Annotated in this window: 14 protein-coding genes; 9 read left to right on the top strand and 5 right to left on the bottom strand. The window is 58.4% G+C overall.

What is annotated here, in order from left to right; translation table 11 throughout:
- A partial coding sequence (locus ADIMK_RS04585) for an amino acid ABC transporter substrate-binding protein (RefSeq protein WP_036184114.1) occupies window positions 1-682 on the bottom strand: 682 nt, incomplete at its 3' end.
- Between the two features lie 395 nt (window positions 683-1,077).
- Here ADIMK_RS04585 and glnE point away from each other — a divergent pair.
- Entirely contained in the window at window positions 1,078-3,984 is a 2,907-nt protein-coding gene (gene glnE / locus ADIMK_RS04580) for a bifunctional [glutamate--ammonia ligase]-adenylyl-L-tyrosine phosphorylase/[glutamate--ammonia-ligase] adenylyltransferase (protein WP_036184111.1), read from the top strand.
- A 69-nt stretch (window positions 3,985-4,053) separates the two neighbouring features.
- Here glnE and ADIMK_RS04575 read toward each other — a convergent pair whose 3' ends face one another.
- Entirely contained in the window at window positions 4,054-5,049 is a 996-nt protein-coding gene (locus ADIMK_RS04575) for a branched-chain amino acid aminotransferase (protein ID WP_036184109.1), read from the bottom strand.
- Between the two features lie 289 nt (window positions 5,050-5,338).
- Here ADIMK_RS04575 and ADIMK_RS04570 point away from each other — a divergent pair, with 289 nt between their 5' ends.
- The 8 genes from ADIMK_RS04570 to ADIMK_RS04535 are packed head-to-tail and all read left to right on the top strand — an operon-like array spanning window position 5,339 to window position 13,281.
- Entirely contained in the window at window positions 5,339-6,229 is an 891-nt protein-coding gene (locus ADIMK_RS04570; protein WP_036184107.1) for a mitochondrial fission ELM1 family protein, read from the top strand.
- Window positions 6,226-7,524, top strand: coding sequence for a Vi polysaccharide biosynthesis UDP-N-acetylglucosamine C-6 dehydrogenase TviB (tviB, locus tag ADIMK_RS04565; protein ID WP_036184104.1), 1,299 nt, complete (start codon window positions 6,226-6,228; stop codon window positions 7,522-7,524). Before ADIMK_RS04570 ends, tviB begins: the two co-directional genes overlap by 4 nt.
- 2 nt (window positions 7,525-7,526) lie before the next feature.
- On the top strand, window positions 7,527-8,822 hold the full coding sequence (locus ADIMK_RS04560) for an O-antigen ligase family protein (RefSeq protein ID WP_036184103.1): 1,296 nt from the start codon (window positions 7,527-7,529) through the stop codon (window positions 8,820-8,822).
- 5 nt (window positions 8,823-8,827) lie between these two features.
- On the top strand, window positions 8,828-9,919 hold the full coding sequence (locus ADIMK_RS04555) for a glycosyltransferase family 4 protein (protein WP_036184272.1): 1,092 nt from the start codon (window positions 8,828-8,830) through the stop codon (window positions 9,917-9,919).
- Entirely contained in the window at window positions 9,912-10,685 is a 774-nt protein-coding gene (locus ADIMK_RS04550) for a hypothetical protein (RefSeq protein WP_051692459.1), read from the top strand. Before ADIMK_RS04555 ends, ADIMK_RS04550 begins: the two co-directional genes overlap by 8 nt.
- A gap of 6 nt (window positions 10,686-10,691) precedes the next feature.
- Window positions 10,692-11,393, top strand: coding sequence for a sulfotransferase family 2 domain-containing protein (locus ADIMK_RS04545; protein ID WP_036184099.1), 702 nt, complete (start codon window positions 10,692-10,694; stop codon window positions 11,391-11,393).
- 45 nt (window positions 11,394-11,438) lie between these two features.
- Entirely contained in the window at window positions 11,439-12,230 is a 792-nt protein-coding gene (locus ADIMK_RS04540; RefSeq protein WP_197027471.1) for a hypothetical protein, read from the top strand.
- Window positions 12,220-13,281 (top strand): ELM1/GtrOC1 family putative glycosyltransferase, encoded by a 1,062-nt coding sequence (locus ADIMK_RS04535; protein WP_036184097.1) that lies wholly within the window; start codon window positions 12,220-12,222, stop codon window positions 13,279-13,281. The genes ADIMK_RS04540 and ADIMK_RS04535 overlap by 11 nt, the downstream gene beginning before the upstream one ends.
- On the opposite strand, the gene ADIMK_RS04530 is transcribed toward ADIMK_RS04535, so the two are convergent.
- From ADIMK_RS04530 to lpxL, 3 genes are read right to left on the bottom strand one after another with little or no spacing between them, the layout of a single operon-like run.
- Entirely contained in the window at window positions 13,247-14,329 is a 1,083-nt protein-coding gene (locus ADIMK_RS04530; RefSeq protein ID WP_197027470.1) for a glycosyltransferase, read from the bottom strand. The two genes, ADIMK_RS04535 and ADIMK_RS04530, sit on opposite strands and share 35 nt — an antisense overlap.
- 13 nt (window positions 14,330-14,342) lie before the next feature.
- Window positions 14,343-15,155 carry a hypothetical protein gene (locus ADIMK_RS04525; RefSeq protein ID WP_036184094.1) on the bottom strand — a complete coding sequence of 271 codons (813 nt, stop codon included), beginning with the start codon at window positions 15,153-15,155 and terminating at the stop codon, window positions 14,343-14,345.
- A complete protein-coding gene (lpxL, locus tag ADIMK_RS04520; RefSeq protein ID WP_036184265.1) occupies window positions 15,152-16,084 on the bottom strand; it encodes an LpxL/LpxP family Kdo(2)-lipid IV(A) lauroyl/palmitoleoyl acyltransferase in 933 nt (310 codons plus the stop codon). Before lpxL ends, ADIMK_RS04525 begins: the two co-directional genes overlap by 4 nt.
- Between the last annotated feature and the right edge of the window lie 119 nt (window positions 16,085-16,203).

The following is a 16,203-nucleotide window of genomic DNA, read 5'->3' as shown; positions in this document are numbered from 1 at the left end:
GCGGCTCTTTGGAGATCACCTCGGGCAGTGCCACCACGGAGTCCGGATCCTGCATGCGGGTACGCAGACCGTAGGCCTGTGACAGGTCGGTGGTGAAGGCATCGCAACGACCGGTATCGAAACTGGTGGCGGCCTGTTCGTTGGTGTCGAACACCACCGGGGTGTGCTGCAGGCCGTGGGTGCGGAAGTAGTCGGCCATGTTCAGTTCGGTGGTGGTACCGGACTGTACGCAGATGGTGGCGCCATCCAGATCCTTGACGCTGGTCAGGCCCAGATCCTTTTTGACCAGGAAGCCCTGACCGTCGTAGTAGTTGACGCCGGCGAAGTTGATCCCGAGCTGGGTGTCGCGGGTCAGCGTCCAGGTGGTGACACGCGAGAGTACATCGATCTCACCGGATGCCAGCGCAGTAAAGCGCTCCTTGGCGTTGAGCGGGGTGTACTTGACCTTGCTTGCATCGCCAAGCGCGGCCGCCGCCACGGCACGGCAGACATCCACGTCCAGACCTTTCCAGTTGCCCTGCTCATCGGGTACGGAGAACCCGGGTACACCAGAGGTCACACCGCACTGCACGTAGCCGCGTTCTTTGACAGCATCCAGCGTGCCGTCGGCCTGTGCCTGACTTGCGACGCCGGCCAGTGTGACCGAGAGAGTAGCGGTGGCTAGTAAGGTTTTTCTCAACATTATGTACGTCCTCATTGGTGAGTGTTTTCTCCAGGCCTCTATGCAAAGGCTTGGGTATCCCTTTAATTGACTGTTTGATCAAATAGCAAAACCTGTTCCAGACCGGCAAGGAGATCAGCCTTGCACAAGAGCCTCCTCTCCAGCTGAACCCTGTTCAGTGCCATTGAGGTTGGCGTAGCGGTCAGGTTGTCGGTTGTTATATGTGTAGTCGGAAAATAACAAAACAGCCAGATCTTCAATGACTTCTGTGTGCCTCAACGTTATGTGAGAGGGTGCCCTGCGCAACGAACATGCCCTGTATAGGCGCTTTTTGCGCACTTTTGGTGCACCTGTTCGTTTCTGCTGCTTCTGGTTTAAAGTAGAGGGTAAATCAAGGCTTTCAGGAGATCTGCCTCATGTTTGATCCACACCACGCGTCTGTACCGGCCGGCTTGCATGCCTGTCTGGAGCGTAACTGGAAGCGGGTCACGTCTGCCGTGGAAGGGGTGGCTGGCTGTTCCCAAGCGCTTCTGGATGATCTGCCGGCGGTATTGATCGGCAGCGACTATGTGAGTGAACAGCTTGAACGGCATCCGGATCTGCTCGCGGCGCTGGTCAGCAGTGGCGAGTTGGCCGAACCGTACCGCACGGGCCAGATGCGCCAACGTGCGTCAGCGGCACTGGAGGGTTGTGATTCGGAGGCTGAGCTGCATCGCCGCCTGCGTCTGTTCCGGCGACGTGAGATGGTGAGGATCATCTGGCGTGACCTGAGCCGACGCGCGGATCTGGCGGAAACCACCCTGAGCCTTTCGGAGATGGCCGATGCCCTGATCGACCTCACCCTTGCCTGGTTGCACGACGACGCAGTGAAGCGCTGGGGACGCCCGATGGGACCGGATGCCGCGGGGAGTCCAGTTGAGCAGCATATGGTGGTGTTGGGCATGGGCAAGCTTGGCGCGTTCGAGCTAAACCTGTCGTCTGATATCGACCTGATCTTCACCTACCCCGAAAACGGGGAGACCGACGGCAGTAACCGCACCCTGTCCAATCAGGAGTTCTTTACCCGTGTTGGCAAGAAGCTGATTCAGGCACTGGATAACACCACGGTCGATGGCTTTGTGTTCCGCGTCGACATGCGTCTGCGCCCGTTTGGCAGTGTTGGGCCGCTGGCGTGCAGCTTCGACGCCATGGAAACCTATTATCAGGACCAGGGGCGGGAGTGGGAGCGCTATGCAATGGTCAAGGCCCGTGTAGTGGCCGGTGATCAGGTTGCCGGTGCCGAACTGCTGTCACTGCTGCGTCCGTTCGTCTACCGCAAATATATCGACTTCAGTGCGTTCGAATCCCTGCGCGAGATGAAGGCGTTGATCAACCGGGAGGTCAAGCTCAAGAACCGGGATCAGAACGTCAAGCTCGGTGCCGGGGGCATCCGTGAGGTGGAGTTTATCGCACAAGCGTTCCAGCTGATCCGTGGTGGACGTGACCCGCGCCTGCAGCAACGTGAACTTAGCGCGATACTGCCGCTGTTACCCGATTGTGTGGGTATGCCGCAGGAGGTGGTCGAGGAGCTGCTCGCGGCCTATCGATTCCTGCGCGATACCGAGCATGCATTGCAAGCGTTGGCGGATCGCCAGACGCAGGAGTTGCCTCAGGATGAGGTGGCTCAGGCGCGACTGGCCTTTGTGATGGGCTTTGACAACTGGAGCGACTTTACGCAGACGCTAAGTGCACACCGCCAGAGCGTGTCACGGCATTTTGCCGAGGTGATCGCGCCGGTTGAACAGGAGCAGGCGGGCAGCGATCAGGAGCAGCACAGTGCAGATTGGCACGCCCTATGGGATGCAGAGCTTGAGAGTGAATCGGGTGTGCAATATCTCAGGACCCTGGGTTTCGAAGACCCGGAGCGTGCCCTGCAGCAACTGCGGAATCTGCAGCAACTGCGCACCGTCCAGATGTTGCAGCAGGTGGCTCAGACGCGGTTGCAGGCGGTCATGCCGAGACTTCTGCCGATGGTCGGGCGTACCGAAAACCCTGAAGTGACGCTGGAAAGGGTTCTGCTGCTGGTTCAGGCGGTACTGAGGCGCTCGGCGTATCTGGTGCTGCTGCATGAAAACCCCGGGGCGCTGAAGCAGCTGGTGCGCTTGTGTTCCGCCAGCCAGTGGTTCGCCGATCAGATCTCCCGCCAACCCGGTTTGCTCGATGAACTGATCGACCCGCGCACCCTGTTCACGCCGCCCGACAAAGCTCGGCTGAATGATGAGCTGCGTCAGTTGCTGGTTCGCATCCCCGAAGAGGATACCGAGCAGCAGATGGAGGCGCTACGCTACTACAAGCATGCGCATGTGTTGCGCGTGGCCGCGTCCGATATTACCGGTGCCCTGCCGCTGATGAAGGTCAGCGATTACCTGACCTGGCTTGCCGAGGTAATACTGGATGCAGTGCTCGAGATCGCCTGGCGCGATATGACCGCCAAGTACGGTGTTCCCCAGCGGGTAGCGGGAGAACCCTGCGATCCGGATTTTATTATCGTGGGCTATGGCAAGCTCGGCGGTATCGAACTCTCCTACGGTTCGGATCTCGATCTGGTATTTGTCTACGAAGCCGATGGCAACCTGATGACTCAGGGCGGACAGCGCGAGCTGCCCAATCCCGTGTTCTTCACCCGCCTCGGGCAGCGCATCATCCATATCCTGAGTACGCTGACGCCCTCCGGGCAGCTGTACGAGGTCGATATGCGCTTGCGACCCTCGGGCAATTCGGGGTTGCTGGTCAGCTCGCTACAGGCGTTCGAGCAGTACCAGCAAAACGATGCCTGGACTTGGGAACATCAGGCACTGGCACGGGCCCGCGTGGTCAGCGGCAGCGACCGTTTGAGCGAACGGTTTGCCGCGGTGCGTGAAGCGATCCTCGGGCGAGAGCGGGATATCGAGGCGCTGAAGACTGAAGTGCGTGAGATGCGCGAAAAGATGCGGCAGCAGTTGGGGACTTCCGCGGCGAAAGGGGGAAGCGAGTTCAACCTGAAACAGGATCGCGGCGGTCTGGTCGATATCGAATTCATGGTGCAGTACCTCGTACTGGCCCATGCCCACCGATACCCCTCGCTGATGCGCTGGAGTGATAACATCCGGATGCTGGAGTCTATCGAGCAGGAGGGGCTGCTCTCGCCGGAGCAGGCCGAGGAGCTGCGCGAGATCTATAAGGCCTATCGGGCCTTCAATCATCGTCAGACCCTGCAGAACCAGCCTACCGTGGTCAGTGGTGACCAGCTCAGCGAATACCGTGAGCGGATCAGTGGTTACTGGGCCGACCTGATGGAGCACTGATCGGCGCGAACAGGGATCAATAAAAAAGCCGGGCACAAGGGCCCGGCTTTTTCATAATGGCGCTACCGGTCAGATATCGCGCAGCCAGCCGAATTTGTCTTCGCTGCGGCCCCACTGAATGTCGTTGAGTGCACGGCGCAGTTTCAGGGTGGTCTCGCCGATTCCGCCGTTGCCGACGTTGTACTCTTTACCGTTGTGAATCAGTGTACCCACCGCCGTCAGAACAGCCGCCGTGCCGGACAGAGCGGCTTCGCAGCCGGGCTTGCCTGCGCGCTCGAGCAGCTCGTCCACGGACAGCTGACGCTCGGATACCTTCATGCCCATGTCCCGTGCCAGCGTGAGAATGGAGTCGCGGGTCACGCCGTGCAGGAAGGTGGAATCCAGCGCCTTGGTGATGATTTCGTCACCGTCGATCAGCAGGAAGTTGGCCGCGCCGGTTTCCTGAACATCGCCACCGGGGCAGAACAAGACCTGATCGGCCTTGAATTCGGCGCGTGCCTTCATGGTCGGCTGCAGCGCGCCGGCATAGTTGCCACCGCTCTTGACCATGCCCATGTGCGGCGGGCAGCGCATATTTTTGTCATCGATCAGCAGGCGCAGGGCGCGATCGCCGCCGGAGAAGTAATCGCCCACCGGGGAGAGCAGAACATAGAAGCAGGACTCCAGTGTCGGTACCGCGGCCTTGCCGATGGCGGGCTCTGTACCGATATGGGTCGGGCGGATGTACATGGATCCCGGCGGTTCCGGCACATCGGAGGCGAAGCGTGCGACGATGGAGGTGATCATCTGAGCAGCCTGCTCCTGATCCAGCTTCGGCAGGGCCAGCAGTTCAGAGCTCTGTGCCATGCGGGCGATGTTGCGGTCCATGCGGAATATCTTCACCGACCCGTCTTCGTGACGGAAGGCTTTCAGCCCTTCGAAACAGGTGCTGGAGTAGTGCAACACATGAGCACCCGCGTGCAGGTTCAGGCTGTCGCTCGGGACGACCTTGCTCTCGCTCCAATTTGAACCATCAAACCAAGAGATCGCCATTTCAGGCATGAAAACGGAGCCGAACGCGGACATAGCAGACCACCCTACCTACACAGTGAACGGGACGGAGCGCCGGACTCGGCAGCAATAGCCGGCAGCGCACGCACAAACAAGAGAGTAGATTGTATGCATCCACAGCAAAAATGGAATTGCTCAGTGTGGAAATAGTGTTCTGCTGTTCGCTACTAACAGGCGCTCATGTCGAATTTCGTGCCTGTTCCGGGCACGACCAGAGTGCCGGAATATCCAGCACAGGCGGAATTGTTTATCATGGACAGGCTTGAGATAGCGGCACGCAGGCGGCGGAGATTTAGGGGTAGAGTTGGCGCAGATTCTCATCATCGGTGACGGTAAGGCCGGCCATCGCAATCAGTCGCTTGGTCTGGCGGAGGCGTTACTGCGTCTCGGCGTCAGTGCGGAGATTCGCGAGATGGCACCGTTGTCCCGTCGAGAGGCATTAGTCGGTCTGATAACCGGTCGCTGTGCGCGATTGCCTGTTGAACCTCCCGCTTTTCTGATTGGAGCCGGCCATGCGACACATCTGACGCTGCTGGCGCTCAAACGTATCTGGGGTGTGCCCGCCGTCGTATTAATGAAGCCGACACTGCCCACGGCCTGTTTCGATCTGTGCCTTGTTCCAGAACATGACTCGCCTCCTGTGCGCGCCAATGTGGTCGTAACGCAGGGCGCGCTGAACCGCATGCGCCCCGGGCAAAAAGTACCGGGTAGCGGCATGATACTGATTGGCGGCCCATCGAAAGGCAACGACTGGGATGAAGTCGGGCTGCTCGATCAACTCCGTAGTATCATTGCGCACAGTGCGGATACCCGTTGGTGTCTGACGACGTCTCGACGCACCCCCGAGTCGACCCTTGCTCAGCTGCGCACCCTCGATTCGCTCGAGGTGGTGCCGGTGGCGGCGACCGGCGATGGCTGGCTGCCAGAGCAGCTAGCCATAACGGAGCAGTGTTGGGTCAGTGAAGACAGCGTTTCGATGGTTTACGAGGCACTGACAGCCGGCTGTGCTGTCGGCACACTGACCGTGCCCTGGCGCCGCACCGGACGGTTGTATCGGGGGCTTGAGTCGCTGGTGCAACAGGGTGTTATCACACGTTATAAACCGGGCCAGCCGGTTGAGCTTGCTCGGCCCGCCACGGAGTTCGACGAGGCGAGTCGATGTGCCGAATTGATTCTGAATAGAGGATGGTTATGAGTCTTCCCACACAGGGCCAGGTTTCATTGGACGGGATAAAGATTGGCATTATCGGCCTGGGTTACGTCGGCCTGCCGCTGGCTGTCGAGTTCGGCAAACACTACCCGGTCGTCGGTTTCGATATCGATCTGGATAGAATCCGCGAACTGAATGCCGGGCATGACGGTACGCTCGAGGTTGATGACGAGGAGTTGCGTCAGGCGACACAGTTGAGTTTCAGTGCCGATGTGGATCAGTTGAAGGGCTGCAATGTCTATATCGTGACCGTCCCGACACCGATCAACGGCCAGAAACAGCCGGACCTGACACCGCTGATCAAGGCCTCGGAAACGCTGGGGCAGGTCATCGCCAAAAACGATATCGTGATCTACGAGTCCACGGTGTACCCCGGTGCCACCGAGGAGGATTGCATCCCGGTCATCGAACGCGTGTCGGGGCTCGTCTTTAACCGTGATTTCTTTGCCGGTTACAGTCCCGAACGAATCAACCCTGGTGACAAGGTACACCGCGTTACCACGATCAAGAAGGTTACCTCCGGCTCGACGCCCGAGATTGCAGAGCGGGTCGATCATCTCTATCGCACCATCATCACCGCCGGCACGCACAAAGCCAGCAGCATCCGTGTGGCAGAGGCGGCTAAGGTAATCGAGAACACCCAGCGCGATCTCAATATCGCGTTGGTGAATGAACTGGCGATTATCTTCAACAAGCTCGGTATCGATACCCTCGAAGTGCTAGAGGCTGCCGGTACGAAATGGAACTTTCTGCCTTTCCGTCCGGGTCTGGTGGGGGGGCACTGCATCGGTATCGACCCCTACTATCTGACCTACAAGGCCCAGTCTGCGGGCTATATTCCCGATGTGATTCTGTCCGGGCGGCGCATCAACAGCAATATGGGCGCCTATGTCGCCGATGAGATGGTCAAGGCGATGCTCAAGCGCCGCATACATGTGGCCGGCGGGCGGATTCTGATTCTCGGATTGACCTTCAAGGAAAACTGCCCGGATCTGCGCAACACCCGGGTTGTGGACATCATCCTTGCCCTGAACGAATACGGCGCCGATGTGGATGTGTATGACCCCTGGGTCGACCCCAAGGAGGCCGAGGAGGAGTACGGCATTACGCCGCTGAAGGAGATCGAAGCGGGCCGTTATGATGGCATTGTGCTGGCGGTGGCCCATCAGGAGTTCCACGCACTGGGTGCTGAAGCGATCCGCCGCTGGGGTCGGGCGGAGCATGTACTCTACGATCTGAAGTATGTTCTGGCAGCCGGTGAGGCGGATCTGCGACTGTGATCATGGATGAGAAGTTTTCAGTGACAGAGGCGTCACAGTTTTCCGTCAAGACCAGTGGGTCGCGACTTGAAAAACTCGCGATTGCGAGCGTCTATCTGGTCATCGGCTATGTCACCAATCTGATGTTCTTTTTCCCGGTTGGGGATCGTTACCTTATCTCGGTGATGATCCTGTCGACCCTGATCTGTCTGGTCTATCGCAAGTCGGTATCGACCTGGAAAGTGATCGGGCTTAAATCGCTCTTGCTGCCGATGTCCCTCTATACGTCTATTCTGGTGCTGTCTTACCTGATCAACGACGGTTACATGAGCACCATCAGGATGTTTCTTTACTGCAGCCTGTTTGTATATGCAGCATCGCTGATCAGGCTTCAAGCGCGTTATGTCGGTATCTTGTGTGCCGTTGCCGCACTCGAAATGCTACTGCTGATACTCTACGTTTGCGGTTGGCAGACATGTTCCCGGTTTGGCGGATTCACCAACCCGATCTTCTTTGGCATGTTTTCAGTATGCATGGCGGTATTTAGCACCTATCTGGCCTGCGCGCTGAACAAACAATGGCAGCGCTGGAGCCTGTATCTGTCGGCGGTGGTTTTCTGTGCAGCGGCTGCACTGACGCAGACCCGAGGCGTCATGCTGGCGTTTGCACCGTTATTGCTGATCTATGCGTTTTATCTTTACCGGCATAAAGTGTTTTCTGCCAAGCGGGCGTTGTTGACCTTGACCGTGGTCGCACTGATTGGCGGTGTGGCCGGGTATGAGTCAGGCGCCTACAAACGTTTCCTCAAAGTGGATGATGAACTGGCCCCCGCGTTATCGGACACCGCTAATGGACATGCCTACCGCAGTTCGGTGGGTTTCCGTGTCTTGATGTGGAAGTACGCCGTGGCGGTGGCACAGGAGCACCCGCTGTTCGGTGCCGGAAAAGAGCGTTTCCAGCAATACAAAAAGGACTGGATCGAGCAGGGTCGATTCCCGCCCGCGTTAGTCGAGTATCTTCCAGGCGCGCATGCTCACAACCAGTATTTTCAGGAGATCGCAATGCGCGGCCTGATCGGGCTGAGCGCTTTGTGTGCGCTGCTGATCGTGCCGGCCGTGCGATCTCTCCAGGTAATCAGAGCACGGGGGGCCGAGTGGGCTGGGTACATAAGTCTGAGCCTCGTTGTGGCCTTTGCCACGTTCAACCTGACTGAGGTTGCGATGAAGCATCCGGAAAAGATTGCGATCTTTACCGTACTTGTTTTCGTGGCCTTAAACCTTGGGCGTGACCGCCAGATACCGGCAGGTGATTCGGCGTGAAAGTGATGCAGGTCCTGCCCTCGCTGGACGGCGGTGGTGTCGAGCGCGGCACGCTGGAAGTTGCGCAATACCTGGTGCAACAGGGGCATGAGTCGGTTGTGTTGTCCGCAGGCGGCGAGCTGGTCGCGCAACTTGAGCGTGAGGGCAGCCGGCACATACAACTGGATATTGGACGAAAGTCCCCGTTTACGTTCCGCTGGATTTGGCACCTGAGGGCGCTGCTGCGCTCTGAAAAACCGGATATTCTGCATCTGCGCTCGCGCATGCCCGCATGGGTCTGCTGGCTGGCCTGGCGCGGGCTTAAGGCCGAGGAGCGACCACATCTGGTGACTACCGTACACGGGCTCTATTCCGTAGGGCGCTACAGCAGCATCATGTGCCGGGGCGAACGCGTGATTGCCGTGTCCGAAACCGTCAGTCGCTATATCGCACAAAACTATCCGCAAACGGATTTCAGTCGGGTGCGCCTGATATACCGTGGCATCGACACCGAGGTGTTCAAGCGTGGTTTCAGCCCAAGCGCAGAGTGGCTGAAAAGCTGGTACGAGCAGTATCCGCAGCTACAAGGACAAAAGGTGCTGACGCTGCCGGGGCGGCTTACCCGTCTGAAGGGGCACCATGATTTCATCGACCTCATCGCGTCGTTGCGTGGCGATGGCTTGGTGGTACATGGGCTGATCGTTGGTGGCGAAGACCCCAAGCGCAAGGCCTATGCTAACGAGCTCAGGGAGCGTGTGCGCAACGAGGGGCTTGAAGACGCGATCACCTTTACCGGATCGCGCCCGGATATTCGTGAAATCTACGCGGTGTCCGATCTGGTGCTCTCTTTATCCAACAAACCCGAGTCTTTTGGGCGCACGGTCGCCGAAGCGCTCAGTCTGGGGGCCTCCGTGGTGGGCTATGCACACGGTGGCGTCAACGAAATACTCGAGGCGGTTTTTCCGGCGGGCAAGGTGCCCTGTCAGGATAGGGTCCGGTTGAAGGCGGTCGTCGTCGATCTGCTGACCACGCCGCAAGAGCCGGACGAGATGCCGTTTCTGCAGCACAATATGCTGCAACAAACGTTGAGCTGCTACAGAGAGTGTCTGGATGGTTGAGAGTACAGATAACGCAGGTCAGGTGAATGTGCGGGGCGGCGATCCGGTTGTCAACGTCGTGTGTCTCAAGTGGGGCACCAAATATCCGGCCGAATATGTAAACCGACTTTACCGGATGGTCAGTCGTCATCTTCACCGGCCGTTCCGCTTCTTCTGCATGACCGAAAACGACAGCGGGTTGACACAGGGGATAGAAACCCTGCCGTTGCAGGAGACTGGTCTGCATGGCTGGTGGTACAAGCTGTCGCTGTTCCGGCGCGACTTTTATGGCCTTCAAGGTGATCTGATCTATCTGGATCTCGATGTGGTTATCGTTGATGAGATCGATTTTCTGGTCGATCAGCCCGGCGATTTCCTGATTATTCGCAACTGGTCGCGTAATGCCATGTGGAACAGTTCGGTTATGCGCTTTCGCATCGGTCAGTACGCCGAGATCTGGGAGCGTTTTCTTGAACGTCAGGACGAGATCATGCAGACACTCAACGGCGACCAGGAGTGGATCTATGCCTGTGTCCCCGAAGCCGGCAACTGGCCTTCTGCGCGGGTGTTGTCCTACAAAAAGAGTCTCGATTCCAAAGCCTGGCGATGGGCTGAGAAACTGGGGCTTGGTCGTCTGGGACTGAAGGTGCCGGACAGTCTGGATACGCCGTTGCCGCCACATGCATCAATCATTATTTTTCACGGTAAACCCGATCCCGAAGATGTTGTCGACGGTGCCTACGGATTCTGGAAGCGCGCCTCGTTTATTCGCGATGCCTGGAGATAAGGTTTCATGCTGTCGTTGTTGTGGAAAACGCTGCCCAAGGCCCACCGTGAGCTGATGCTGAGCTTCATGACCCAGGAGCAACGGCAGCTGTTCAAAAAGCTTGTCAGTGGGCGCATCGGTTACTGCCAGGCCTATGACGACAAACACTGTATTTTCGTACATGTGCCTAAAACTGCAGGTCTCAGTGTCTGCAAGGGTTTGTTTGATCTGCCCGCGGTGGGCCACATGTCACTGGCCTACTATCAGAATGTGCTTGGGCCGGAGAAATTCAACGCGTACTACAAGTTTGCCTTCGTCCGTAACCCCTGGGACAGATTGTATTCGGCATACCACTATCTGCGTAACGGCGGGGTCGGTAAAGATGACCGGGTCTGGACAGAGGCTTTGCAGCGTTTCGCAGATTTCAACGACTTTGTGAATCGCTGGGTGGATGAGGACAATATAGGCCTGCAGTTGCATTTCATGCCACAGAGCCGGTTTCTCAAGGATGCGCGCGGCATGATCAGTCTGGATTTTATCGGACGTTTCGAGTCGTTGGAGCAGGATTACAATACAATTCTGGAGCAAGTCGGCGGCGCGCCGATGCCCAAGATCAATGTAACGCGTAACAGTGGCCGCTATATCGACGCGTACTCCCCGCGCTCCCGGGAGATTGTGGCGCGCGTATACCGGCGGGATATAGAGCTGTTGGGATACGAATTTCAATAAACTGGCAGGGGCTCGGGTTGCCCTGTCCGAATACGAGTGGATGGTATGAGTGGTACGAAGCAAGTTATCTGCATGAAGTGGGGTACGCTGTACGGCGCCGACTACGTCAACCGGCTGTATGCCATGGTGCGTCAGCAGGTGAGCGGCCCTCTCCGCTTCGTCTGCCTGACCGACGATCCGAACGGTATCCGGCCGGAGGTGGAGTGCCATGGCTGTCCTACCATCGACCTGCCTGAGCCCAAATGTCGGTTGGGCTGGCGCAAGCTGACCCTGTATCGACGCAGTGAGCACCTGTTTGGACTCGACGGCGACTGGCTCTATCTGGATCTGGACGTGGTGGTCAGCGGCTCACTCGATCCGTTTTTTGAATACGAGCCCGATAAGACCTTTATCGTCATGCAGAACTGGACGCAGCCGGGCAAGGGAATCGGCAATACCTCGGTGTACCGTTTTCGGGTCGGTGCCGATGAATACCTGTTCGACAACCTGATCGAAAATCAGGCCAGTATCTTCGAGCAGTTCCGCAACTCCCAGACCTACATCTCGCGTACGGTAAAAGAGATCACCTTCTGGCCGGATGACTGGTGTGTGCTGTTCAAGACTCACTGTGTGCCGGGCTGGCCCGCTCGATTCTGGCAAGAGCCGGTATTGCCGGCCAGCGCTCATGTGGTGGCATTCCCCGGTGATCCCAACCCACACGATGCGGTGAGGGGTATCTGGCCGGTCAAGAAGGCTTACAAGAAGCTGTACAAGCAGATTCGGCCGGCACGCTGGATTCAGCGTATCTGGGACGACGCTGAAGCCAAAGCCAAGGGCAGCGTACAGGGTGGCGCTTAATATACTGATCCTTGATGAGGGCTCCCCTGGCCATTGTGCCCAGTCCGAGGGCATCGTTGCACTGCTCGAACGCCAGGGGCTTGAGATCCGGCGCGACAAGATCCGGGTGCGTAACCGCCTGCCGGGTGTGCTCCGTGGGCTGATGCGCAAGCTGATGGCAATCCCCTCATATTGGCTGAACGAAGGTTGCCTGCGCCTGTGCTGCCAGTTTGAAGCGGATCCGGTCCAGAGGCCTGATCTGATCATATCCTCCGGCGGCAAGAGCGCCTTTGCCAGCCTGATACTCAAGCGTCGTTATGGCACGGCGAATATATTTGTCGGCGTACCGGAGCCTTTTCCTGATCGCTGGTTTGATCTGATTATCTCGCCCGTGGCGCGAGCGTTCCGAACACGATCGCTGGTCAGTGGCCTGATTCCCAATTCGGTTACGCCCGAGCGTGTTGCCAGCGCCGGGGCCGAATACTGGCAGCAGGGGCTGCCGCCTCAGCCCTGCTGGGCGTTGTTGATTGGCGGCGACAGCAAGAGCCACCGCTATAGCGAACGTGATTGGGAAGGGCTGGTTTCTGGCGTCAACGCGCTGTCAGCGCGGTTCGGTGTTTGCTGGCTGATCACGACCTCAAGGCGCACCCCCGAGGCGGTTGAGGCGATGCTGGAGGCAGGTCTCAATCGGCAGGCCGTGGTCGATCTGGTGCTGTACAACCGTGAGCCGAGACGGGTCATGCAACCGTTTCTCGCAGGTGCTCAGCGGGTGCTGGTGTCACAGGATAGCCTGACCATGGCCAGCGAAGCGTTGTGCAGCGCGCGGCCGGTCACGCTGTTGACGCCGGAGGTGCTGAAACTGGATCCTGGGTCGTTTTTCGAAGAGATGATTGAAGGCTTTCCCCATCTGCCGGGGGTCGAGCGCTGTGCAATGGCACAACTGAATGACTACAGCCCTGAGCAGGTCGATAGCGATCCAGGTGCCATCCTCAGCCTGGACCGGATGGCGCCTGAACTGCTCTCCAGCATACAACAGCTTACTGAGGCGTGTAGCCGGCGATTACCTCTCTGAACATGGCGACATATTCAGCCGATATCGCCTCGCGGGAAAACTTCTCCTGATAGGTGCGGTAGCCTGAACTCACAAGCTGCTCGGCCAGCTCAGGGTTCTGCACCAGACGGTTGATCGCCTGTGCCAGTTCTTCACTGTCATCCACCGGTACCAGCAGTCCATCCTCTTCGTGACTGATCAGCCACTCAGGCCCGGCAGAGGCGGCCGCAATCAGTGGGCGGCGCTGCGCCCAGCTTTCGACCACGACATTACCAAAAGGCTCGAAACGGGACGGAAAGACACAGATATCGCAGGCCTTGAACAGGTAGCCCGTATCCCGACGCCAGCCCAGCAGGTGCACACGGGTCTGCAAACCCAGGCGTTGGACCTGCTCCTCCAGTGTTGCCTTCAGGGGGCCATCTCCGGCGATAAGCAGGGTGGTGTTGTCGGTTTTGCTTAATGCATCGATCAGCGTGTCATGGGCCTTGGCTTCGTGCAGACGGCCCAGAGCCAGCAATACCTGATGCTCTGCCGGGATCTTCAGCTCTGCTCGCAACTGCTTGCGTGCGCTGTCGGTATCCATCTCACAAGGTGCAATCTCACCGAAATTGGGGATGCATTGGGTCTTCTCAGCGGCAATCCCCTCTGCCTGTAGATAGCGGACGATATCGGGTGTGTTGCCGATTAGCCGATCACTTTTGCGATAGCGCTCTACCCGGTAGTACCCGCCTAAGCGTGCAACCAGTGGGCAGTAACCGGTTGGGGCCCGCTTGATCGCACGACTCATCCAGGTGAGCATCAGCTCGGGACGCCAGCGGCGCATCAACAGATGCAAACGCACGCGTCCAAGCGGTTCGTGAAGCCCCCTGAAGCGCAGTGTTTGTACGTCGATGTTGGGATGATCGGCGAACAGCGCTTCGCGCCGAGCGTCGGGCTCGATCACCACGCACTGGCGAACACCGGCATCGGCGAGCGCCAGCGTCAGTTTTTCGAAAAAGGTTTCGGCGCCGCCGTTTTGGCTGGACAGCATCAACTGCATCAGGCGCAGCGGTTTGTCATCGATCATCATCCATGGGCTCCGATTAGCGCCAGTGTTCCTTGATCCAGTCCGCCGGTAGGAAAAAGCGTTTCAGGAAGCGGTATCGACTGCCGTTACAGTCGCCGGACAGGGCCGCCTTGAGATGTGCCAGACGCCCGCGAACCGGTACTTTGTCAGACCAGCGACCCAGCATGGCGTCCGACGGGTCGGGCTTGCCGGGGAAGATCACGACACGGCAGTTCTTCGGCAGGCGAGGCGGTCGCAGGTATCGAAGCGGCCAGGGACCGAGGCAGTCCATCCGGAAGTGGCGCACCCAGCCGCGGGGCCAGAACTTGATACCACCCTCGACGCAGTTGGTCACGTAGCGCTGCTCAAACTGGTATTTGCCGGCAATCCCTTCGGGATCCTTCTGGAAGTTCTCCAGCATGTAGGCGTGGCGGCCGATCTCGAAACGGAAAATGGAGGTTTGTCCCAAGCGCTCCAGCGGCTTGACCCAGTTGCGGGCGAGAATGACATCCTCGGGCTGACCGAAGCTGAAGAACTCATCCAGATCACCGGTAATGATCACATCCAGATCGATAAACAGCACCACACCTTCGATATCGAATAGTGTTTTGCCCCAGAGTGCGGTCTTGGGCCATTTGCCCGGTGCATTGGTCGGTCGTGGGCAGCCCAGCTCCGGCAGCCCACGGCAGACGACCTCTTCACGGATGCCTTCGGCATCGTCGGTCAGGCAGATTACGCGAAAGGGTGGCGTGATGTTGCGCTCGACCATGGAGTAGATGCGGTTGACGTACTCCGGCCCGTAACGGGTGCCCCACTTAATACAGATGACCTGTTTGACCTGCTCGCTCATTGAGAGTCGCCTTGTCGGTAGAGATAGTTCTTGCCCTTGGGGTGGGTTTTGAAACGCCGATGTACCCACATGTACTGTGCAGGGTCCTTGCGGATCGCCCGCTCAAGTTCGGCGTTTACGCGCGCAGCGTCTGCCTCGGCATCCTTGCTGGGAAAATCTTCGATCGCCGGGAAGAGCTCAAGCTCGTAACCGGCGTCATCCGGCAGTCTGTGCTGAGCCAGCATCATGATGGGCGAGTCATTCAGCTTTACCATTCGGCTGGTGGCGGTAATCGTCGCGGCCGGAACACCGAAGAAGTCGGCGTACACAGAATTACGCGAGCCCATATCCTGATCCGGCGCATACCAGACGATACGGTTTTTACGCAGTGCTCGAATGACCGAACGGATGTCGGAGCGCTCGATCGCCTGACCGAAGTAGCGGCTGCGCCCCTTGCGGATATAGCGGTCCATCAGCGGATTGTTGTGTGGCCGGTACATCGCATCCACTTCATAGTATTGCGAGAACAAAAGCCCGCCGAGATCGAGTGTGGAGAAATGAGCACCGAGCAGTATCACGCCACGGCCTTTGGCCAGAGCCGCATCCAGATGTTCCCGCCCCTTGAGCGTGATGTTTTGCGGCAGCCGCTTGACCGGCATCCACCACGCCATGGAGGTCTCCAGCAACCCTATTCCGTTGTGCCGGAATACATCCCGCACCAGCCGGTCGCGAGAAGCAGCGTCGAGGTCGGGGAAAATGAGCCGGATATTGGTGGCGGTCACATGGCGCCGATGACGGTTGAAACGGTACAGCAGTGCACCCAGGGTAGCGCCTATCTTCAACTGCACCCGATAGGGCAGCAGGCAGACGAGGCGCAGGCTGGCCAGCGTCAGCCAGGTGGGCCAGTATTTCGGGTGCAGGAAGCTGCTAGTGGCTGATTCCTTGGGCAAGGTCGATCCAATCATTGATTGCGAATGAGTCGGTGGATTGTACCGTTTTTTTGGCTCACGGTGTCAGTGCCCGGTTTGGGCGGACCATGGCGCTTGCGGCGCCTCGCCCTGTACAATGC

Source organism: Marinobacterium lacunae (assembly GCF_000705555.1).
Lineage (GTDB): Bacteria > Pseudomonadota > Gammaproteobacteria > Pseudomonadales > Balneatricaceae > Marinobacterium_D > Marinobacterium_D lacunae.
Note: the sequence above shows the minus strand (reverse complement) of the source record. Positions and strands in the feature narration are given on the sequence as shown.